The organism is Streptomyces sp. NRRL F-5630, assembly GCF_000719475.1.
In the GTDB taxonomy this organism is placed as follows: domain Bacteria; phylum Actinomycetota; class Actinomycetes; order Streptomycetales; family Streptomycetaceae; genus Streptomyces.
The window spans coordinates 22,212-42,837 of the sequence record NZ_JOGO01000052.1; the positions used below are offsets into that span (position 1 = coordinate 22,212).

Sequence of the window (20,626 nt, forward strand, 5' to 3'; positions counted from 1 at the left end):
GGCAGTGGCGGCAGCGCGTCTCCCGCGCCCCCGCCGGCCAGAGGTACCCGCCGGGCACGGACGACGGTTCGCGGCGACGTCAGGTACGCGGCGTACCCGCACCTGTCCGCGCGTCGAGCACGTACGCCGCCCAGCGGTCCACGAGCACGCGCTCCGGGTCCCCGGGCGCGGCCAGAAGGACGACGGCGTCGGCCTCGGACAGCTCGCGCGCCGTCAGGGGGACGCACAGAAGCCCGGCCGGGTGGGCGGAGGTCGCGGCGCGCGGCGCCACGGCGCGCACGAGCGCGCCCGCCGCGTGCAGGAGGGCGGCGAGCGGCGGCGCAGGGTGCGCCCCGTTCCCACGGTGCTCCAGGAGACCGAGCAGGAGGACCCGGGCGCCCGCGAGCGCCACGCCGCGCGCGGCGAGGCCCTCGGCGAGGCGGTCCACGACACGACCGGGGCCGGGCGCGGAGCCGGCGAGGGCTGCGGCGACATCACCTTCCGTCATGGATGTATATGACCTGACAAAGTGACCGGCGGGGGAGCGGATGCGGCGTGCACGCCCCGCGCGCCACCCGGACGCCCCAACGGGGCGCTCCCGCCCCTTTCACCCCCGCGACTCCCGCCACCGCACCCGGCCCTCACCAGTGCGGGCCTTCCCCCCACCCCTCACAACCGCGCCGCCTTCACCCCCATGTGCAGCAGCAGCCGGTGCTCCCCGTCGTCCAGGTCGAGGCCCGTCAGCTGTTCCACCCGGGAGAGCCGGTAGTACAGCGTCTGACGGTGGATGCCGAGGGCCGCCGCCGTGCGGCCGGCCTGGCCCGCGTGGTCCAGGAAGACCTCGACGGTGCGGGCGAGCTCCGCGTGCGCGGGGGAGAGGAGGTCGCGCAGAACAGGGTCGTGCGCCGCGCCGGGTGGGAGCGCGGTCAGGAGGCGGTACGGGCCGAGGGCGGACCACTGCGCGACCGGGCCCAGCACCGGTTCGGCCGCCGCCGCGCGCGCCGCCGCCGCGGCCTCCCGCCACAGCTCCGGCACCTCGGCGGGCCCGCGACGCGGCGCGCCCACGCCCGCCGCCGCGCCCGCCGCGAGCTGACCCGCCGCGGAGAGCACCGAGGCCGGGACGCCTGTCCCGGTCCGTACCCGTACGAGCACCGCGAGGCGCCGTCCGCCGCCGGCCGTCGGCAGCACGCACGCCGCCGCCGTGCCCGGCACCCGCCGCGCGGGCGGCGGCTCCTCGGCGGGCCACGGCACGACGCAGACCACGGTGTAGAGGTCGTCGGCGTGCGGACCGAGCGCGGCGCGGAGCGCGGCGAGCGCCGTGTCGCGCTCCCAGTCGGTCGTCGTCGTCACGGCGCGCCGGAACTCGCGTGTCGCGGCGTCCTCCGCCGTCGCCTCGTCGGCGAGCAGCTCACCGATCCGGTCGGCGACCTGCATCGCCGAGGCGAGCCGCGACGCGGTGGGCCCGTGCGCGCTGTCGAGCAGCCACACGTAGCCGTACACCGTCCCGCCGTGCCGCACCGGGAGGCAGACGCGGTCGCGCAGGACGCCCGCCTCCGGCGCGGCGGGGATGCGCACGGGGCCTGTCGCGCGCGCGATGCCGAAGCCCTCGAACCACGCCCGGACGGCGGCGGACGAGGTGCGCGTGAGGATCGTGCGGGTCCGCACCTGGTCGAGCGCGTCCTCGGGGCCGCTGTCGTGGGCGCCGAAGGCGATGAGCCCGAAGTCCTTGTCCTCCAGCGTCGCCGGGGCACCGAGCAGGGCGGAGATCTCGTCCACGAGTTCCTGGTAATCGGCCTTCACCCCGCCATTGTCGCGCGTCCGCCCTGCCTTTTCATACAAATGTCTGAGAAGCGGAAGGGGGATGCGTGACAGGTGTCGATGGCATACGCGGTGCGGGGTCCCGAGAATCGGCAGTGACTGCGGTGTGTCCCTGTCCCCCAGGGGACGTGCGCACACCGGCAGCACCTGTCGCTTCCCCCGCGACAGGCCCTCGACCCGCTTTCCCCACCCCGCCCGGCGGGGGAGGCGCCCGTCCGCATCGTGGAGGTCCCCGTGCTGGGTCCCGTGATCCTCGCCGCGTCGCGCAGCGACCGGCTGCGCCGCGTCGTCTCGGCCGCGCCCGTCACCAAGCCGGTCGTGAACCGCTTCATCCCCGGCGAGACCGTCGACCAGATCGTCCCGATCATCGTCGACGCCACCAGCAGGGGCCTGGAGCTGACGATGGACGTCGTCGGCGAGGACATCACGACGCCCGAGCAGGCCGCCGCCGCGCGCGACGCCTACCTGGAGCTGATCGAGCACCTCAAGGTCCTCGACCTCGGCACCCGCGCCGAGATGTCCGTCAAGCTCTCGATGTTCGGCCAGTCCCTCCCCGCGCCCGCCGCCACCCCCGGTGGCGGTGGCTCCGCGCCCGCCTTCCGGAGCGGCCACGAGCTGGCCCTCGCCAACGTGCGCCCGGTCGTCGAGGCCGCCGCCGCGATCGGCACCACCGTCACGCTCGACGCCGAGGACCACACGACGCTGGACTCGATGTTCGCGATCCACGAGGAACTGCGGAAGGACTTCCCGCAGACCGGCTGCGTCATCCAGGCGTACCTCTTCCGCACCGAGGACGACGCGCGCCGCCTCGCCGCGGCGGGCAGCCGCGTCCGCCTCGTGAAGGGCGCCTACAAGGAGCCCGCCTCGGTCGCGTACCAGGAGAAGGCGGAGATCGACAAGGCGTACATCCGCGTCCTGCGCGTCCTCATGGAGGGCGACGGCTACCCCATGGTCGGTTCGCACGACCCCCGTATCGTGGAGATCGCGCAGGAACTGGCGCGCCGCGCGGGCCGCAAGCCCGGCGACTTCGAGTTCCAGATGCTGTACGGCATCCGCTCCGAGGAGCACGTACGGCTCGCCCGCGAGGGCCACCGCATGCGCGTCTACACCGCGTACGGCACCGACTGGTACGGCTACTTCATGCGGCGCCTCGCCGAGAAGCCCGCCAACCTGCTCTTCTTCCTGCGCTCGGTCCTCACCAAGAACTGAGGACCGGGGCTCCGTCCTCGCCCGGCACCGCCCGCGCGGCGGCCCCCGCACCGCGCACCCCCCGACCCCAAGGAGAACGGACACGATGGACGCTGTGACCCAGGTCCCCGCCCCCTACAACGAGCCCGTCCACGGCTACGCGCCCGGCAGCCCCGAGCGCGCCCGCCTGGAGACCAAGCTCAAGGAGCTGGCCGAGAACCCGATCGAGCTCCCCATGACCATCGGGGGCGTCAAGCGCCTCGGCGGTGGCGAGGAGTTCCGCGTCGTCCAGCCGCACGCCCACGCCTCCGTCATCGGGACGGGCCGCGGCGCGACGCGGCAGGACGCGCAGGACGCGATCGACGCCGCGCTCGCCGCCGCCCCGGCGTGGCGCGCGATGTCCTTCGACGACCGCGCCGCGATCCTCCTGCGCGCCGCCGACCTGCTCTCGGGCCCCTGGCGCGAGACCATCGCCGCCTCGGTCATGCTCGGCCAGGGCAAGACCGCGCAGCAGGCCGAGATCGACGCGCCGTGCGAGCTGGTCGACTTCTGGCGCTTCAACGTGCACTACGCGCGCCAGATCCTCGCCGAGCAGCCCCCGGCGAACTCGCCGACCGTGTGGAACCGCATGGACCACCGGCCGCTCGAAGGCTTCGTCTACGCGATCACGCCGTTCAACTTCACGGCCATCGCGCTCAACCTGCCGACCGCACCCGCGCTCATGGGCAACGTCGTCGTGTGGAAGCCCTCCCCGACCCAGACCCACGCCGCCGTCCTCATGATGCGGCTCCTGGAGGAGGCGGGGCTGCCCCAGGGCGTCATCAACCTCGTCACGGGCGACGGCATCGCCGTCTCGGACGTCGCGCTGAACCACCGCGACCTCGCGGGCATCCACTTCACCGGTTCCACCAAGACCTTCCAGCACCTGTGGAAGACGGTCGGCACCAACATCGAGAAGTACCGCGCCTACCCGCGCCTCGTCGGCGAGACCGGCGGCAAGGACTTCCTCGTCGCCCACCCGAGCGCCGACCGCGCCGTGCTCAAGACCGCGCTGACGCGCGGCGCCTTCGAGTACCAGGGCCAGAAGTGCTCCGCGACGTCGCGCGCGTACATTCCCGCCTCGATCTGGAACGACGGCTTCAAGGAGGAGTTCGCGGCCGAGGTCGACGGCATCGCCATGGGCGACGTCACCGACTTCAAGAACTTCATCGGCGCCGTCATCGACGAGCGCGCCTTCGCGAAGAACAAGGCCGCGATCGACCGAGCCAAGGCCGACGCCACCTGCACGATCGTCGCGGGCGGCACGTACGACGACTCCGTCGGCTACTTCGTGCGCCCGACCGTCATCGAGTGCGCCGACCCGGAGAACGAGGTCTTCACGACCGAGTACTTCGGCCCGATCCTCGCCGTGCACGTCTACGAGGACGACCAGTACGAGGCCATGCTCGACCAGATGGAGTCGGTCTCGGACTACGCCCTGACCGGTTCGGTCATCGCGAACGACCGTGCCGCCGCCGCCCTCACGATGGACAAGCTCCGCTACGCGGCCGGCAACTTCTACATCAACGACAAGTCGACCGGCGCCGTCGTCGGCCAGCAGCCCTTCGGCGGCGGCCGCGCCTCCGGCACCAACGACAAGGCCGGGGCCCCGCAGAACCTCCAGCGCTGGACGCTCACCCGCGCGATCAAGGACGCGCTGGTCTCGCCGACCGACTACACCTACCCCCACATGGGCTGACACCCCGCCCGGGCCCCAGGCCCGTCCCCGCGCGCCGGTCCCCGTCCGGGCCCGTCGCGCCCCTCGCCCCCGCCCCCGGCCCCGGTGCTCGTACCGGCCGGGGGCGGTGCCGTGTCCGGGGGCGGGCCAAGGCGCCCTTGCCGCCCCGCACCCCATCCGCGCCACCCCTGTCCACGGGGCTAAGCGTCCGCTTAGTATGGCGCGAGCGGCCGTACCCCGTGCCGCACCGCGCAGCCCCGGAGAGGACCATGGCGAAGAACGCGAAGACCGCCGAGAAGAGCGGCTCCCTGCTCCTGTCCCGCAGGGACCTGAGCTTCCTCCTGTACGAGTGGCTCCACGTCGAGGACCTGACCGCCCGCGCGCGCTACGCCGAGCACGACCGCGCGACGTTCGACGCGGTGCTCGACCTGAGCGAGACCCTCGCCGCTCGCCACTTCGCGCCCCACAACAAGCTCGGCGACGCGCACGAGCCGACCTTCGACGGCGAGCGCGTCCACCTCGTCCCCGAGGTGGGCGAGGCGCTGAAGGTCTTCGCCGAGGCGGGGCTCACGAGCGCGGGGCTCGACGCCTCGGTCGGCGGGATGCAGCTCCCGCGCGTCGTCACGGACGCGTGCTTCGCGTGGTTCCAGGCCGCGAACGTCGGCACGTCCGCGTACCCCTTCCTCACCGTCGGCAACGCGAACCTCCTCCTCGCGCACGGCAGCAGGGAACAGGTCGAGACCTTCGTGCGGCCCATGGCCGAGGGCCGCTGGTTCGGCACGATGTGCCTCTCCGAGCCGCAGGCCGGTTCCTCGCTCGCGGACGTCCGCACCCGCGCCGAGCACGCCGGGGGCGGCACGTACCGCCTCTTCGGCAACAAGATGTGGATCTCGGGCGGCGACCACGAGCTGACCGAGAACATCGTCCACCTCGTCCTCGCCCGTACCCCGGACGGCCCGGCGGGGGTCAAGGGCCTCTCGCTCTTCGTCGTGCCCAAGTACCTCGTGGACGAGGACGGCGGCATCGGCGCGCGCAACGACGTCGTGCTCGCCGGGCTCAACCACAAGATGGGCTACCGGGGCACGACCAACACCCTCCTCAACTTCGGCGAGGGCGCGCACCGCCCCGGCGGGGAGCCGGGCGCGGTCGGCCACCTCGTCGGCGAGGAGAACAAGGGCCTCGCGTACATGTTCCACATGATGAACGAGGCCCGCATCGGTGTCGGCCTCGGCGCGACAGCCCTCGGCTACACCGGCTACCTGCACGCGCTCGACTACGCGCGCACGCGCCCCCAGGGCCGCCCCGTCGCAGCGAAGGACCCCGAAACGCCGCAGGTCCCGATCATCGAGCACACCGACGTGCGCCGCATGCTCCTCGCGCAGAAGGCGTACGTGGAGGGCGCGCTCGCCCTCACGCTCTACTGCGCTCGCCTCGTCGACGAGCAGCGCACCGCGCCCGAGCGCACCGCGCGCGAGGAGGCCGGACTGCTCCTCGACATCCTCACGCCGATCGCCAAGAGCTGGCCGTCCCAGTGGTGCCTGGAGGCGAACAGCCTCGCCATCCAGGTGCACGGCGGCTACGGCTACACGCGCGAGTACGACGTCGAGCAGTTCTACCGCGACAACCGCCTCAACCCCATCCACGAGGGCACCCACGGCATCCACGGCCTCGACCTCCTCGGCCGCAAGGCGGTCATGAGGGACGGCGCCGCGCTGCGCCTCCTGCTCGGCCGTATCGAGGACACGGCGCGCCGCGCGGCGTCGGCGGGCGGCGACGCCGCGACGTACGCGACGTCCCTGCGCGAGGCGGCGGCGCGGCTCGGCGCCGTGACGGCGCGCCTGTGGGAGAGCGGCGACCCGCGCACGGCCCTCGCCAACGCCTCCGTCTACCTGGAGGCGGCCGGGCACGTCGTCCTCGCCTGGATCTGGCTCGAACAGCTCCTCGCGGCGAGCGCGGGCGAGGGGAGCTTCTACGCGGGCAAGCGGGCCGCCGCGCGGTACTTCTTCCGCTACGAGCTGCCCCGCACGGCGCCGCAGTTCGCGCTCCTCGAAAGCCTCGACACGACGGCGGCCGACATGGAACCCGACTGGTTCTGAGACCTCGGACCGCTTCCGGGGCCCCGGCCGGTAGGAGGACCGCGAGCGGCACGCGGCACCCGGCCGCTCTGCGAGCCCCGGCCGGTTCGGCAGGCCGCGACCGGCCCCCCGCACCCCGTCCGGGGGAGCGGTGAGGCGGGCGGCTCCGGCGCGCGCGGCGTGGCGCGGGCGCCGAAGCCGTCTCAGATAGTAGGAAGTCCGAGTAATTGTAGAGACAGCGACGCCGCGCTGCCCTAGCTTTGTAGGAGCCGGACTGTTCTCGCCCGACCTGGCGAAGGCGGTCGTGTGCCGTGGCCCCGCGCAGGCGAACCCTGCGGGCCCGGTCCCCGCCCCGGACGGCGCGCACCCCGTGGTCCCCGTACCCCGGCTTCCCGCCGGAGTGCCCGGCCCTCCGGGTCCCCGTCGCCCCAGTCCATCCCTCACGCCCGACCGGCCGCGCCCCGGCGCGGACCTGACCGGCGTGCCCCCCACCGCCCACGGGTCACCCGTGGACCTGGACCTGCAAGGAGTCGATCCTCATGGCCGCAGAGACGACCGTCCGCCGAGTCCGCCACTCCGCCCCGCGCAGCGAGGCCGAGCGCCGCAACGCCGCCGCCGCGCTCCAGCGCGCCCTCGACCGTCGCGACAACGGCGGCCAGACGGGCCACTGACGCGACCTCGCCCCCGCGCGGGCATGTCGCCGGGCCGCGCCGCGCACCGACGCGGCGCCGCCCCCTCCCCGTACCGCCGCGCAGCTGGTACACATACGCCACCGGGAGCCGCCGGTCGCCCGGCCGGCCCGCGAGGACGCGGGCCGGCCGGCACCTTCGCGGCGGCGCGCCGGTTCAGCGCGTGATCGTGAAGTGGTCCACGCGCTCACCCGTCTCCGCGAGCGCCGTGACCTCCAGGCGCGGTCGCGCCCCGGTCGTCACCCGCACCGCGAGGAACGAGAAGCCCGTGTACCGCACGCGCGACCACTCGACCGCCTCGCTCGCCTTCCCCGCCTCCGTCCAGTGGTACGAGGCCACGGAGTCGACGTGGTGCTCGTGCCCCTCGTACGAGTCGGGCGCCGGGAAGTCGTAGAGCGCCTTGCCCGCGCCGCCGGCCGTCACGTAGACGATGCCGTCGCGGGTCGACGAGACCGATTCGCCGACCGGCACGGTGCGCGCGATCCGCCCGCCGCGCAGCGCGTCGGTGCGCTCGTAGACGTGGTTGTGGCCGTTGACGACGAGATCGACGCGGTACCTGTCGAAGAGCGGCACCCACGCGTCGCGCACGCCGCCGTCCGAGGCGTGCGCGTTCGTCGTCGAGAAGGCGCAGTGGTGGAAGAAGACCACGACGAAGTCGATGTCGCGACGCGCGCGCAGTTCCTTGAGCTTCCTCTCCAGCCACTTCGTCTGCGCGCCGCCCGTGTACCCGGTGTTCGCCCTGATCTCCAGGCTCACGTCGTTGGCGTCGAGCGCGACGACGCCGACGTTGCCGTAGACGAAGGAGTAGACGCCGGGCGACTTCTCGGCGTCGAGCCCGCCCTTCGGCAGCGACCAGCGCGCGTTCTGCCCGCCGTAGCCGTTCGGCGAGTACCACGCCTCCATGTCGTGGTTGCCCGTCGTGACCATCCACGGCACCTTGGACGCGACCGACTCGGTCTGCGCGAGGAACTGGTCCCACACGCGGGCGTCGTAGGTGTCGCCCTCCTTGCCCTGACCGCTGCTGTCCGCGTAGCAGATGTCGCCCGCGTGCAGGTGGAAGGAGGGGTTCTGGCCGAGGATCAGCGCGTCGTTGGCGAGCGCGTCGTAGGAGACGCCCTGGTCGCCGAAGGCGGTGAAGGTGAACGACTCCGGGCGCGCGGGCGCCGTGCGGAAGCTGCCGATCGTGCCGATGTTGCGGGGGTCGGCCGGGTCGAAGCCGGTGTGGCCGACGCCGTAGTAGTACGTCGTGTCCGGGCGCAGGCGTTCCAGCCCGACGTGCAGGTAGTACTGGTCCACGGCCGGGAGCTTCGAGGTGAGCGCGGGGGTGTGCAGCGCCCGTACCTCCGCCTCGATCTTCCGGCTGAGGTCCCACGGACGCGTGCCGACGCGCAGGAAGGGCCGCTTGACCGGCAGCGGCACCTGCCAGCTCACCGTCATCTGCGTGCGCGGGTCGGCGCCGAAGGCGAGGTGGCGCGCGAACGGGGCGACGAGCGAGCCGTCGACGCGGGACGCGGCGGAGGACGGCAGGAAGGCGGGCGACGGGGTGGGGGGAGGCGCCGCGACGGGATGCGCGGCGTTCGCGCTGCCGCCGAGCACACCGAAGCCCGCGACGGCGCCCGCCGTGACGGTGCCCGCGCGCAGCGCCGAACGCCGCGTCAGCTTGCGGCGCAAGTACTCGTGCTGCTCGGGCATCGTCATCCGGGAAGCGAGGTGGTCGGGGATGCCGACCCGTGGTGTCTCCATGACCGGAAGGTCCCACCCGCGCATGGCCCAGGTGTGGCGTACAGGTGTCCGCGACGCGACCGGACGGCAATGTGTCCGCATGATGGACGCGGTGTGTCATGCAGTGGGACGAGGAGTACGGTGCCCGCATGTCGCGCAGCATCAATCTCGCAGTCATTTCCGGTGACGGCATCGGCCCCGAGGTCGTGTCGCAGGGCCTGAAGGTCCTGGGCGCCGTCCTCCCGCAGGACGCCAAGCTGGAGACCAAGGAGTACGACCTCGGCGCCCAGCGCTGGCACCGCACGGGGGAGACCCTCCCGGACGCGGAGCTCGAAGCGCTGGCCTCGCACGACGCGATCCTCCTGGGCGCGATCGGCGATCCCTCGGTGCCCTCGGGGGTCCTGGAGCGCGGGCTGCTCCTCAAGCTCCGCTTCGCGTTCGACCACTTCATCAACCTGCGGCCCTCGCGCCTCTTCCCGAACACGCCGACGCCGCTCGCGGGCAGCCCCGAGATCGACTTCGTCGTCGTCCGCGAGGGCACCGAGGGCCCGTACACGGGCAACGGCGGCTCGCTGCGCACCGGCACGCCCGCCGAGATCGCCACCGAGGTCAGCGTCAACACGGCGTACGGCGTCGAGCGCGTCGTCCGCGACGCCTTCGCCCGCGCCCAGGCCCGCCCGCGCAAGAAGCTCACGCTCGTCCACAAGAACAACGTGCTCGTCCACGCGGGCCACCTGTGGAAGAACACCTTCGACAAGGTCGCGGCCGAGTACCCCGAGGTCAGCACCGACTACCTGCACGTCGACGCCGCGACGATCTTCCTCGTCACGCAGCCCGAGCGCTTCGACGTCATCGTCACCGACAACCTCTTCGGCGACATCCTCACCGACCTCGCCGCCGCCGTCACCGGCGGCATCGGCCTCGCAGCCTCGGGGAACATCAACCCGAGCGGCGCCTTCCCCTCGATGTTCGAGCCGGTCCACGGCTCCGCACCCGACATCGCCGGGCAGGGCAAGGCCGACCCCACGGCCACGATCCTCTCCGTCGCGCTCCTGCTGCGGCACCTCGGCTACGAGACCGAGGCGGCGCGCGTCGAGGAGGCCGTCACGGCCGACCTCGCGGCCCGCGACGGCTCGCCCCGCACCACCGAGGAGATCGGCGACGCCCTCGCCGCCCGAGTAGCCGGCTGACCCGGCAGGTACGACCGTACGAAAACGGGGCCGTACCACCCCGCTCCACCGAGCACCACAGCCGCCGGGCCGCGCACCACCGCCCGGCGGCTGTGGTGCGTCCGGGGGCGCGTGGCCCGTGCGGCGTCCCGCCCTCCGCGCCCTGATTCCGCGCCCGCCCCGTTCCGCTGTTCGAGCGGGGGAGCGATAATCGGACACGGGGCCGCGACATCGCACGATGCTCGGACGTCCTACGACCCAGACGAGAACGTGAAGGAAGAGTCATGACGCCGACGATCGAGCTGAAGCCCACCGCAACGCCCCTCTCCGACGCCGAGCGCGAGGCGATCCTCACCGCCCCGGGCTTCGGCCGGTACTTCACCGACCACATGGTGACGATCAAGTGGACCGAGGGCCGCGGCTGGCACGAGGCCCAGCTCGTCCCCTACGCGCCGCTCTCGCTCGACCCCGCGAACATGACGCTGCACTACGCGCAGACGATCTTCGAGGGCCTCAAGGCGTACCGCCGCCCCGACGGCTCCGTCGCGACGTTCCGGCCCGAGGCGAACGCCGAGCGCTTCCAGCGCTCCGCGCGCCGGCTCGCGATGCCCGAACTGCCCGTCGAGACCTTCGTCGCCGCGTGCGACGCGCTCGTGCGCCAGGACAAGGCATGGGTCCCCCCGCACGGCGAGGCCAGCCTCTACCTGCGCCCCTTCATGATCGCCACGGAGGTCGGGCTCGGCGTCCGGCCCGCCGACGAGTACCTCTTCGTCGTCATCGCCTCGCCCGCCGGCGCCTACTTCCCCGGCGGCGTCCAGCCCGTCTCGGTCTGGCTCTCCGAGGACTACGTGCGCGCCGTCAAGGGCGGCACGGGCGCGGCGAAGACCGGCGGCAACTACGCCGCCTCGCTCGTCGCGCAGGCCGAGGCCGCGGCCAAGGGCTGCGACCAGGTCGTCTGGCTCGACGCGGTGGAGCACCGCTGGGTCGAGGAGATGGGCGGCATGAACCTCTACTTCGTCTACGGCGACCACATCGTCACGCCCGAACTGAGCGGCTCCCTGCTCCCGGGCATCACGCGCGACTCGCTCCTCACGCTCGCCCGCGACCTCGGCTACACCGCCGAGGAGCGCCGCCTCTCGACCGAGGAGTGGAGGCGCGACACCGAGGAGGGGCGCCTCACCGAGGTCTTCGCGTGCGGAACGGCGGCCGTCATCACGCCGGTCGGCACGGTCAAGTCCGCGGGCGCCGAGTGGACCCAGGGCGACGGCACCCCCGGCACCGTCACGATGCGGCTGCGCGAGGCGCTCCTGAACCTCCAGTCCGGCGCGGCCGAGGACACGCACGGCTGGATGCACGAGCTGGGCTGACCGTGTCCCGGCGAAATCTTCCCGCCGTGAACAGGCTGTGAGCAAGGGGCGTCATCCTGGATGACGCCCCTTGCCTCTGGGCACCGTTCCCGCATGGAGCGACAGCGGGGTCAGCAGCACTGGAAGAAGATCTGGGCCGGTTCGGCCGGGAACATGGTCGAGTGGTTCGACTGGTTCGTCTACGCGAGCTTCGCGACGTACTTCGCGGGCGCCTTCTTCCCGAAGGGCGACGCGACGGCACAACTCATGAACACCGCGGGCATCTTCGCGGTCGGCTTCTTCATGCGCCCCGTCGGCGGCTGGCTCCTCGGCCGCGTCGGCGACCGCAGGGGACGCAAGGCGGCGCTGACCCTCACGGTCTCGCTCATGTCGGCGTCGGCGGTCCTCATCGCCGTCGCACCCCCGTACGACGTCGCGGGCTACGGCGGCGCGGTCGTCCTCCTCCTCGCGCGACTGCTCCAGGGGCTCTCGGTCGGCGGCGAGTACGCGGCGAGCGCGACATACCTCACGGAGGCGGCCGACCCGCGCCGCCGCGGCTTCGCGTCGAGCTTCCAGTACGTCTCGATGACGCTGGGCCAGATCCTCGGCCTCGCCCTGCTCCTCCTGCTCCAGCACACGCTCAGCGACGCCGCGCTGCACGCCTGGGGCTGGCGCGTGCCCTTCGCCGTGGGCGCGCTCGGCGCGGGCGTCGTCTTCTGGCTGCGCCGCTCGATGCTGGAGACGGAGGTGTACGAGGCCGACGCGGGGACGGGGGACAGGGGCACCCTCCGCGCGCTGCTGCGCCACAAGCGCGAGGCGCTGCTGGTCGTCGCGCTCACGACGGGCGGCACGGTCGCGTACTACACGTACACGACGTACCTCACCAAGTACCTCTCGAACACCGCCGGGCTGCCGAAGCGGACGGCGACGCTCGTCTCGCTCGTCGCGCTCCTCGTCTTCGCGGCGCTCCAGCCGCTCGCCGGGGCGCTCTCGGACCGCGTCGGCAGGCGCCCGCTGCTCATCGGCTTCGCGGTCGGCTCGACCTTCCTGACCGTCCCCCTCCTCACCCTGCTCGCCCACGCGAAGACGTTCTGGCCCGCCCTCGGCCTCTCCCTGGTGGCCCTGGTCCTCGTGACGGGCTACACCTCGATCAACGCGTGCGTGAAGGCGGAACTCTTCCCCACGGGTGTCCGCGCCCTCGGCGTCGCCCTCCCCTACGCCCTCGCGAACGCCGCGTTCGGCGGCACGGCCGAGTACGTCGCGCTGTGGTTCAAGAACGCAGGCGTCGAGAGCGGCTTCGCCTGGTACGTCGCGGGCTGCGCCGCCGTCTCGCTCGTCGTGTACGTGACGATGCGCGAGACCCGCGACCTGGACCTGACCCACGTCACCCCCGAACCCGCCCCGGACCCGGCCCCCGCGCGGCGCACGGAACCGGCCTGAAAGGGCCCGGCGCCGCGTACGGAACCGGCCCGGAGAGCCCCCGGGCCGTGCGCGAAGCCGCCGCGAGCGGCCCGCGGCCCGCATCCTGAGACGCCCCCTCCACCCGGGCGCGCCGCTGTGGCAGACTGCCTCCATGCTCGTTCGCGCCATGATTATCGGCCGCAGCGCGCCGGTCCTTCGTGGCCGCTGACCCGCGAACCACCCTTCGCGGTCACGGCCACCGAGCCTCGGACCCGCGCGCAGACCTCTCGCACCCGCGAGGGGTCTTTTTCGTTTCCGGCCCCACCCGGCCGGCCGACGGAGCGAGCGAGTGGAGAGGCGACGGAGCCACCACGCAGCCCCCTTTCCGATTCCCACAGGAGCAAGCAGCCCATGACCGCAACGCCCGAAGCCCAGGGGACGGCCCCCACTCCCGGCGGGGCTCCCACCGCCGACGCCGCCGTCGCCCGTGACTTCCATGTCTTCGACACGACCCTGCGCGACGGTGCCCAGCGCGAGGGCATCAACCTCACCGTCGCCGACAAGCTCACCATCGCCCGCCACCTCGACGACTTCGGCGTCGGCTTCATCGAGGGCGGCTGGCCGGGAGCCAACCCGCGCGACACCGAGTTCTTCGCCCGCGTCCAGGAGGAGGTCCCCTTCCGGCACGCCCAGCTCGTCGCCTTCGGCTCCACCCGCCGCGCGCACACCAAGGCCGCCGACGACGCGCAGGTCCAGGCCCTCCTCGACTCGGGCGCCCCCGTCATCACGCTCGTCGCCAAGTCCCACGACCGCCACGTCGAACTCGCCCTGCGCACGACGCTCGACGAGAACCTCGCGATGATCGCCGACACCGTCGCGCACCTGCGCGCCCAGGGACGCCGCGTCTTCCTCGACTGCGAGCACTTCTTCGACGGCTACCGCGAGAACCCCGCCTACGCCAAGGCCGTCGTCCGCACCGCGCACGAGGCGGGCGCCGACGTCGTCGTGCTCTGCGACACCAACGGCGGGATGCTGCCCGCGCAGATCGGCGCGATCGTGCAGACCGTCCTCGCCGACACCGGCGCGCGCCTCGGCATCCACGCGCAGGACGACACGGGCTGCGCCGTCGCCAACACCCTCGCCGCCGTCGACGCCGGCGCGACCCACGTCCAGGGCACCGCGAACGGCTACGGCGAACGCGTCGGCAACGCCAACCTCTTCCCCGTCGTCGCCGCGCTGGAGCTGAAGTACGGGCGCAAGGTGCTCCCCGAGGGCGCGCTGCGGGAGATGACGCGCATCTCGCACGCCATCGCCGAGGTCGTGAACCTCACCCCCGCGACGCACCAGCCCTACGTCGGCGTCTCCGCCTTCGCGCACAAGGGCGGCCTCCACGCCTCCGCGATCAAGGTCGATCCCGCGCTCTACCAGCACATCGAGCCCGAACTCGTCGGCAACCGGCTGCGCATGCTCGTCTCCGACATGGCCGGTCGTGCCTCCGTCGAGCTGAAGGGCAAGGAACTCGGCATCGACCTGTCGGGCGACAGGGAACTCGTCGGCCGCGTCGTCGCGCGGGTCAAGGAGCACGAACTCAAGGGCTACAGCTACGAGGCGGCCGACGCCTCCTTCGAACTCCTGCTGCGCACCGAGGCCGAGGGCCGCGCGCCGCGCTTCTTCCGCACGGAGTCCTGGCGGGCCATCGTCGAAAACCGCCCCGACGGCAGCCACGCCAACGAGGCGACCGTGAAGCTGTGGGCCAAGGGCGAGCGCCTCGTCGCGACCGCCGAGGGCAACGGCCCCGTCAACGCGCTCGACCGCGCGCTGCGCGTCGCCCTGGAGCGCATCCACCCCGAGCTGGCCGGCTTCCGCCTCACCGACTACAAGGTGCGCATCCTGGAGGGCCGCCACGGCACCGAGTCCACGACGCGCGTCCTCATCTCCACGGGCGACGGCGTCACGGAGTGGTCCACGGTGGGCGTCGCCGACAACGTGATCGCCGCCTCGTGGCAGGCCCTGGAGGACGCCTACACGTACGGGCTGCTGCGCGCGGGGGTCACCCCGTCCGAGTGAGGCGGGGACCGTGCGCGGGTGAGGAGTGACCCGCACGGGTGGACGAGGGAAAAGACCCGGGCCGCAAGGTGTAAAAGGAAGCTTTTGCCGCTCGGCCCGGGGCTCCCCCTCGGCTAGCGTCGAACGCATGAACCAGATCAGGCCGGGCCGCCCCGCGGTCGCTCTCCGGCCGGTCGCCCCCGCCCCCGCCCGTCCCCCCGCGGCGTCGGCCGCGCGCGGGCCCCGCATCCCCGTGGTCCCGGCCCCGCCGGGGCGCCGTGCCCCCGTGGGGCCCCGGCTGCTCGTGCCGCTCCTCAGCCTCCTGCTCGCCCTCGGCGCCGTCCTCGCGGCCGCCCCGGCGGCCCCGGCGGCGGACGCCGGGGTGCGGTCCGTCGCGCGGGCCCTGCGCGCCGATCCGGTGTACGTGGACCCCGCGATGCGCGCCCAGTTCTCGAAGGCGGGGGAGCGGGCGCTGGAACGGCGCATCGAGGACGGCGACCGCGCCGTCTTCATCGCCGTGCTGCCGGGCGGCAGCGGCGCTGGGCGACTCCTCGACGAGTTGCGGCGGTCGACGGGCATCGCCGGGGTCTACGCGGTACGCCTCGGCGACACCCTGGACGCGCGCGCCGACGCCGCGGTCCTGCCCGCCGAGACGGTGCGCCGCGCCGTCTCGGCGGTGCGCGGGCGGGCCCTGCCGCGCCAGCTCGACGCCTTCGTACGGCTCACGCTGCGCTCCGCGCGCGGCGCGGCCCCCGCCTCCTGGGGCCTCACCGCGGGCGACGGCAGCGGTCCGCTGATCCCGGCCCTTCTCGTCTCCGGGGCCCTCGTCCTCGTCCTCGCGGGGACCTGGGTGGTGCTGCGCCGCCGCCGGAACCGGCGTGAGCGCGCCCGCGCCGACGTGCTCGACCGACTGCGCGCCGCCGCCGAGGAGGACCTCGCCGCGTTCACGGCGCGACTCGAAGGGCTCGACTTCCATCCCGCCGAACCCGGCGCGGACGACATCCGCCGCGCCGACCACGAGCGCGCTCTCGACGCCCTCGACCAGGCCCGTTCCCTCCTCGCCGCCGTGCTCGTGCCCGCCGATCTGCGCCCCGTCACGCGTGCCCTGGCGGAGGGCGGCCACAGCCTCGCGACCCTGCGCGCCCGCCGCGCGGGCGTCCCGGTCCCCGCTCGCCGGCCCCCCTGCTTCTTCGACCCGGGCCACGGTCCTTCGGCGCACGACGTGATCTGGGCCCCGCCCGGCGCCGCGCCGCGTCCCGTCCCCGTCTGCGCCGCCGACGCCGCGCTCCTGCGCGCCGGCGAGGCCCCCGCGGCGCGCACCGTCCCCACCGTCCTGGGGCGCCGCCCCTACTGGGAGGCCGACCCCGCCTGGTGGGGGCCCTGGGCTGTCGGCTGGTACGGCGAGGACCTCGCTCCCGCCCTCCTCACCGGCACCCCCCTGGCCGCGGGCCTGCCCCACCACGCCCCGGCCTGAGCCCCCACGCCGCGCCGGGGCCTGAGGAGCCCCGCCCCCGGCCACGGCCGGGGCTCCGGCGCCCGCCGCCTCGCGCTCACGAGCCGCCCCCCGCCCACGCCACCCGCGCCGCTGCGCGCCTCCTCCGCCCCGCCGTGCACGGGCACGACGATGCCCCCCTCGCCGTCCTCCGGCCGGGCCGGAGGGCGCCGAGAGGGGCACCGGGGCAGGGAAGCGGGGCGGCCCCGCGTCGCTCACGCGTTCTTGATCGCCGAGATCTCCAGCGTCAGCTTGATCTTGTCCGAGACGAGCACACCACCGGTCTCCAGGGCGGCGTTGTACGTGAGGCCCCACGCCGAGCGCAGGATCTCCGCCTTGCCCTCGAAGCCGACGCGCTCGTTGCCGAAGGGGTCCTTGGCGGAACCGTTGAACTCCAGGTCGATCGAGAGCGGCTTGGTCGTGCCGTGGATCGTGAGGTCGCCCGTGATGCGGTACTCGTCGCCGCCGAGGGCCTCGGCGGAGGTCGAGCGGAAGGTCATCAGCGGGTGGTTCTCGACGTCGAAGAAGTCGGCGCTCTTGAGATGACCGTCACGGTCGGGCGCGCCCGTGTCGACGCTGTCGAGCTTGACGTCGAGCGAGGCGCTAGAGCGCGCGGGGTCGGCGCCGTCGAGGTGCAGCGTGCCCTCGAAGTCCTTGAAAGAGCCCTTCACGTTGGTGACCATGGCGTGGCGCGCCGAGAAGCCGAGCGTCGAGTGCACCGGGTCGATCGTGTAGTCACCGGTCAGGGCGGCGAGGTCGGGGCTGACGGCGGCGGCCTCGGCGGGGGCGGTGTTCTCGTTCTTGCGGCCGAAGAGACCCATGGTTGCTCCTTGGAAAACGAAGGGGGACGAAAGAGGTCGAAAGCCCGGTTCCGCACTCCGCGGAAAGTTGAACTTTCAATAACACCGACAGTAGACCCATTCCGTTCAAAGTTCAACTGCTAGCGAGGAGTGCCCGCGCGGATACATGAGGAACCGCGCTCCATGGTCACGCTTCCCCGTCCCGCCCGGCACCCGGCACGCACCCGGCGGAGTGAAGCCGGCCCCTGAGGCCCTCTGGCGCCCCGGCCGCTCCGTGCGGCACCATCACCCCTGCTCCACCGCGCCACCCCCATGACCCGACGCGTGCACAGGAGACCGCCTTGCCCTCCTCCACCCCCCGCCTGCGCTCCCTCCTCGCCACCGGAGCCCTGCTCGGCGCCGCCCTCTTCGCCCCCGGCGTCGGCGCGCTCGCCGCCGCCCCCGCCTTCGCCGTCGACAAGATCAGCCACGCGACCGCGACCTCGATGTTCAGCGCCTCCGGCATCACGTGGTCCTCGTCCGGCGGCTGCTCGAACCGCGACGTCTCCACCTGTACGTCCTTCGACCAGCTCAATCTCGCCACCGCTCAGGGCGCCCAGACGCTCAAGTCCGCCTCGGGCTGCGCCCTCAACATCACCGGTGGCACCGAGACGGGCCACGCCTCGGGAACGTACTCGCACTGGAACGGCTACAAGCTCGACTTCGGCAAGAACACGTGCCTGACCGGTTACGTCCAGAACACGTTCACGTACATCGGCCTGCGCGGCGACGGCTATCCGCAGTGGCAGGCGGCCTCCGGCAACCTCTACGCCGACGAGGGGAGCCACTGGGACGTGACCTTCAAGACCTGCGGCGGCTGCTGAGCCGCACCGCCCACGCCGTACGCGGGGCGCGCGCCACCCCCCGCGTACGGCGTGGGCCGGAACCCGTGCGGCGGGACCGGACAAGGCCGCACCCCTGTGGCGCATCTCTCGCCCCAAGTCGTCGGCCCCTCTTGTCGGACCCCGACAAGAGGTGTGTCCCTCCGAGCGGGGACGATCGGCCCCCTCCCCGTGTTTCTGTGCAAGGACACCAGGAAATGCCGCGCGAGACTGTGCGGACCCGACGGACCCTTTGCCGCGCCCGATTTCGTATGGTCGCTACATGACCGTTTTGGACGAGACGCCGGACGCGACCCCGGACGAGCCCAAGGACGCCAAGGGCCGTGTGGCGGAACTGCTCGCCGTACGTGCCGAGGCGCTGCGAGGCCCCAGCGACCGGGCCACCGAGGCCCAGCACGCCAAGGGGAAGCTCACCGCGCGCGAGCGGATCGAGCTGCTCCTCGACCCCGGCTCCTTCCACGAGGTCGAGCAACTGCGGCGGCACCGCGCCACCGGCTTCGGCCTGGAGGCGAAGAAGCCCTACACGGACGGTGTGATCACCGGCTGGGGCACCGTGGACGGACGTACCGTCTTCGTCTACGCGCACGACTTCCGGATCTTCGGCGGCGCCCTCGGCGAGGCCCACGCCGAGAAGATCCACAAGATCATGGACAAGGCCATCGCGGCCGGGGCCCCGCTCGTCTCGCTCAACGACGGCGCCGGTGCCCGCATCCAGGAAGGCGTCTCCGCGCTCGCGGGCTACGGCGGCATCTTCCAGCGCAACACCAAGGCGTCCGGCGTCATCCCGCAGATCTCCGTCATGCTCGGCCCCTGCGCGGGCGGCGCCGCCTACAGCCCGGCGCTCACCGACTTCGTCTTCATGGTCCGCGAGACCTCGCAGATGTTCATCACCGGCCCCGACGTCGTCAAGGCCGTCACCGGCGAGGAGATCACGCAGAACGGGCTCGGCGGCGCCGACGTCCACGCCGAGACCTCCGGCGTCTGCCACTTCGCGTACGACGACGAGGAGACCTGCCTCGCCGAGGTCCGCTACCTCCTCTCGCTGCTCCCGCAGAACAACCGCGAGACGCCCCCGGCCGCCGAGAGCGAGGACCCCGCGGACCGCCGCGGCGACGTCCTCCTCGACCTCGTCCCCGCCGACGGCAACCGCCCCTACGACATGCGCAAGGTCATCGAGGAGATCGTCGACGACGGCGAGTTCCTGGAGGTCCACGAGCGCTGGGCGACCAACATCATCTGCGCCCTGAGCCGTCTCGACGGCCAGGTCGTCGGCATCATCGCCAACCAGCCGCAGTCCCTCGCGGGAGTCCTCGACATCGAGGCGAGCGAGAAGGCCGCGCGCTTCGTGCAGATGTGCGACGCCTTCAACATCCCGCTCCTCACCCTCCTGGACGTCCCCGGCTTCCTCCCGGGCGTCGACCAGGAGCACGGTGGCATCATCCGGCACGGCGCGAAGCTCCTCTACGCGTACTGCAACGCGACCGTCCCCCGGATCTCGCTGATCCTGCGGAAGGCGTACGGAGGTGCTTACATCGTCATGGACTCCCAGTCCATCGGCGCCGACCTCACCTACGCCTGGCCCACCAACGAGATCGCCGTCATGGGCGCCGAGGGCGCCGCGAACGTCATCTTCCGCCGCCAGATCGCCGCGGCCGACGACCCCGAAGCCATGCGGCAGAAGATGGTCAAGGAGTACAGGTCGGAGCTGATGCACCCGTACTACGCGGCCGAGCGCGGCCTCGTGGACGACGTCATCGACCCCGCCGAGACCCGCGAGGTGCTCATCGCCTCCTTCGCGATGCTCCGCACCAAGCACGCCGACCTCCCCTCGCGCAAGCACGGCAACCCGCCGCAGTGAGCGTCCCCGAGGCCACCCCGACCCCCTACGAAGCAGAACGGAACGACATGAGCGAGCCCGTCACCGTCGACCCCGGCCTCCTGCGCGTCGAGAAGGGCAGCGCCGAGCCCGAGGAACTCGCGGCCCTGACCGCCGTCCTCCTCGCCCGCGCCGCCGAGACCGCCGCCGCGCCCACCACCCCCCGCTCCGCCCGCGCCGGCTGGCGTCGTCTGGAGCGCGAGAACGGCTTCCACGCCCCGCACAGCTGGCGCTGAGCCGCATAGCCGGCGCCGCTGAGCCGCCGAGAACGCCGAAAGGGCCCGTACTCCTCGGGAGTACGGGCCCTTTCGCGCGCGGTTCATCACCGCAGGCGGGCCATGAGGGCGTGTTCGACGAGGGTGATGAGGGCGGATTTGGCGTCGGCGCGGTGGCGGGCGTCGGTGGTGATGATGGGGGTGTCGGGTCC

At 73.0% G+C, this 20,626-nt stretch carries 16 protein-coding genes and 1 pseudogene; 12 read left to right on the forward strand and 5 right to left on the reverse strand.

Annotation, left to right across the window (positions count from 1 at the left end):
• Window positions 1-79: 79 nt before the first annotated feature.
• Window positions 80-487, reverse strand: coding sequence for a hypothetical protein (locus IF99_RS0122075; RefSeq protein WP_030998475.1), 408 nt, complete (start codon window positions 485-487; stop codon window positions 80-82).
• A gap of 161 nt (window positions 488-648) precedes the next feature.
• Window positions 649-1,779, reverse strand: coding sequence for a PucR family transcriptional regulator (locus tag IF99_RS0122080; RefSeq protein WP_030998477.1), 1,131 nt, complete (start codon window positions 1,777-1,779; stop codon window positions 649-651).
• Window positions 1,780-2,031: 252 nt separating this feature from the next.
• Between IF99_RS0122080 and IF99_RS0122085 the strand changes: the two genes are divergently transcribed.
• The 4 genes from IF99_RS0122085 (at window position 2,032) to IF99_RS35490 (ending at window position 7,448) form a co-directional block, all read left to right on the forward strand.
• A complete protein-coding gene (locus IF99_RS0122085; protein ID WP_030998479.1) occupies window positions 2,032-3,006 on the forward strand; it encodes a proline dehydrogenase family protein in 975 nt (324 codons plus the stop codon).
• Between the two features lie 85 nt (window positions 3,007-3,091).
• On the forward strand, window positions 3,092-4,723 hold the full coding sequence (gene pruA / locus IF99_RS0122090; protein ID WP_030998481.1) for an L-glutamate gamma-semialdehyde dehydrogenase: 1,632 nt from the start codon (window positions 3,092-3,094) through the stop codon (window positions 4,721-4,723).
• 248 nt (window positions 4,724-4,971) lie between these two features.
• Window positions 4,972-6,798 (forward strand): acyl-CoA dehydrogenase, encoded by a 1,827-nt coding sequence (locus IF99_RS0122095; protein WP_030998483.1) that lies wholly within the window; start codon window positions 4,972-4,974, stop codon window positions 6,796-6,798.
• 518 nt (window positions 6,799-7,316) lie between these two features.
• The gene (locus IF99_RS35490) at window positions 7,317-7,448 is read left to right on the forward strand and encodes a hypothetical protein (RefSeq protein WP_267882251.1); all 132 of its coding nucleotides are present in this window, start codon (window positions 7,317-7,319) and stop codon (window positions 7,446-7,448) included.
• Between the two features lie 174 nt (window positions 7,449-7,622).
• Here IF99_RS35490 and IF99_RS0122105 read toward each other — a convergent pair whose 3' ends face one another.
• The gene (locus IF99_RS0122105) at window positions 7,623-9,209 is read right to left on the reverse strand and encodes a purple acid phosphatase family protein (RefSeq protein ID WP_030998485.1); all 1,587 of its coding nucleotides are present in this window, start codon (window positions 9,207-9,209) and stop codon (window positions 7,623-7,625) included.
• A 128-nt stretch (window positions 9,210-9,337) separates the two neighbouring features.
• On the opposite strand from IF99_RS0122105, the gene IF99_RS0122110 reads away from it, so the two are divergent.
• The 5 genes from IF99_RS0122110 (at window position 9,338) to IF99_RS0122130 (ending at window position 16,624) form a co-directional block, all read left to right on the forward strand.
• Window positions 9,338-10,378, forward strand: a complete 1,041-nt coding sequence (locus IF99_RS0122110; protein WP_030998487.1) for a 3-isopropylmalate dehydrogenase — start codon at window positions 9,338-9,340, stop codon at window positions 10,376-10,378.
• A gap of 263 nt (window positions 10,379-10,641) precedes the next feature.
• Window positions 10,642-11,724, forward strand: coding sequence for a branched-chain amino acid aminotransferase (locus tag IF99_RS0122115; RefSeq protein WP_030998489.1), 1,083 nt, complete (start codon window positions 10,642-10,644; stop codon window positions 11,722-11,724).
• 93 nt (window positions 11,725-11,817) lie between these two features.
• Window positions 11,818-13,143: an MFS transporter gene (locus IF99_RS0122120; RefSeq protein WP_030998491.1), complete on the forward strand. Its 1,326-nt coding sequence runs from the start codon at window positions 11,818-11,820 to the stop codon at window positions 13,141-13,143.
• A gap of 372 nt (window positions 13,144-13,515) precedes the next feature.
• The gene (gene cimA, locus IF99_RS0122125) at window positions 13,516-15,171 is read left to right on the forward strand and encodes a citramalate synthase (protein WP_030998492.1); all 1,656 of its coding nucleotides are present in this window, start codon (window positions 13,516-13,518) and stop codon (window positions 15,169-15,171) included.
• A 127-nt stretch (window positions 15,172-15,298) separates the two neighbouring features.
• The gene (locus IF99_RS0122130; RefSeq protein ID WP_030998493.1) at window positions 15,299-16,624 is read left to right on the forward strand and encodes a hypothetical protein; all 1,326 of its coding nucleotides are present in this window, start codon (window positions 15,299-15,301) and stop codon (window positions 16,622-16,624) included.
• Window positions 16,625-16,857: 233 nt separating this feature from the next.
• On the opposite strand, the gene IF99_RS0122135 is transcribed toward IF99_RS0122130, so the two are convergent.
• The gene (locus IF99_RS0122135) at window positions 16,858-17,463 is read right to left on the reverse strand and encodes a YceI family protein (protein WP_030998494.1); all 606 of its coding nucleotides are present in this window, start codon (window positions 17,461-17,463) and stop codon (window positions 16,858-16,860) included.
• Between the two features lie 320 nt (window positions 17,464-17,783).
• Here IF99_RS0122135 and IF99_RS0122140 point away from each other — a divergent pair, with 320 nt between their 5' ends.
• The 3 genes from IF99_RS0122140 to IF99_RS0122150 all read left to right on the forward strand — a co-directional run bounded on the left by IF99_RS0122140 (window position 17,784) and on the right by IF99_RS0122150 (window position 20,435).
• Complete coding sequence (locus IF99_RS0122140; protein ID WP_030998495.1) at window positions 17,784-18,305, forward strand: hypothetical protein; 522 nt, start codon at window positions 17,784-17,786, stop codon at window positions 18,303-18,305.
• Between the two features lie 280 nt (window positions 18,306-18,585).
• Window positions 18,586-20,181: an acyl-CoA carboxylase subunit beta gene (locus tag IF99_RS0122145; RefSeq protein WP_030998496.1), complete on the forward strand. Its 1,596-nt coding sequence runs from the start codon at window positions 18,586-18,588 to the stop codon at window positions 20,179-20,181.
• A gap of 47 nt (window positions 20,182-20,228) precedes the next feature.
• Window positions 20,229-20,435, forward strand: coding sequence for an acyl-CoA carboxylase epsilon subunit (locus IF99_RS0122150; RefSeq protein ID WP_030998497.1), 207 nt, complete (start codon window positions 20,229-20,231; stop codon window positions 20,433-20,435).
• 86 nt (window positions 20,436-20,521) lie between these two features.
• Here the strand turns inward: IF99_RS0122150 and IF99_RS0122155 are convergent.
• A pseudogene (locus tag IF99_RS0122155) lies at window positions 20,522-20,626 on the reverse strand (ATP-binding protein); the annotation flags it as partial.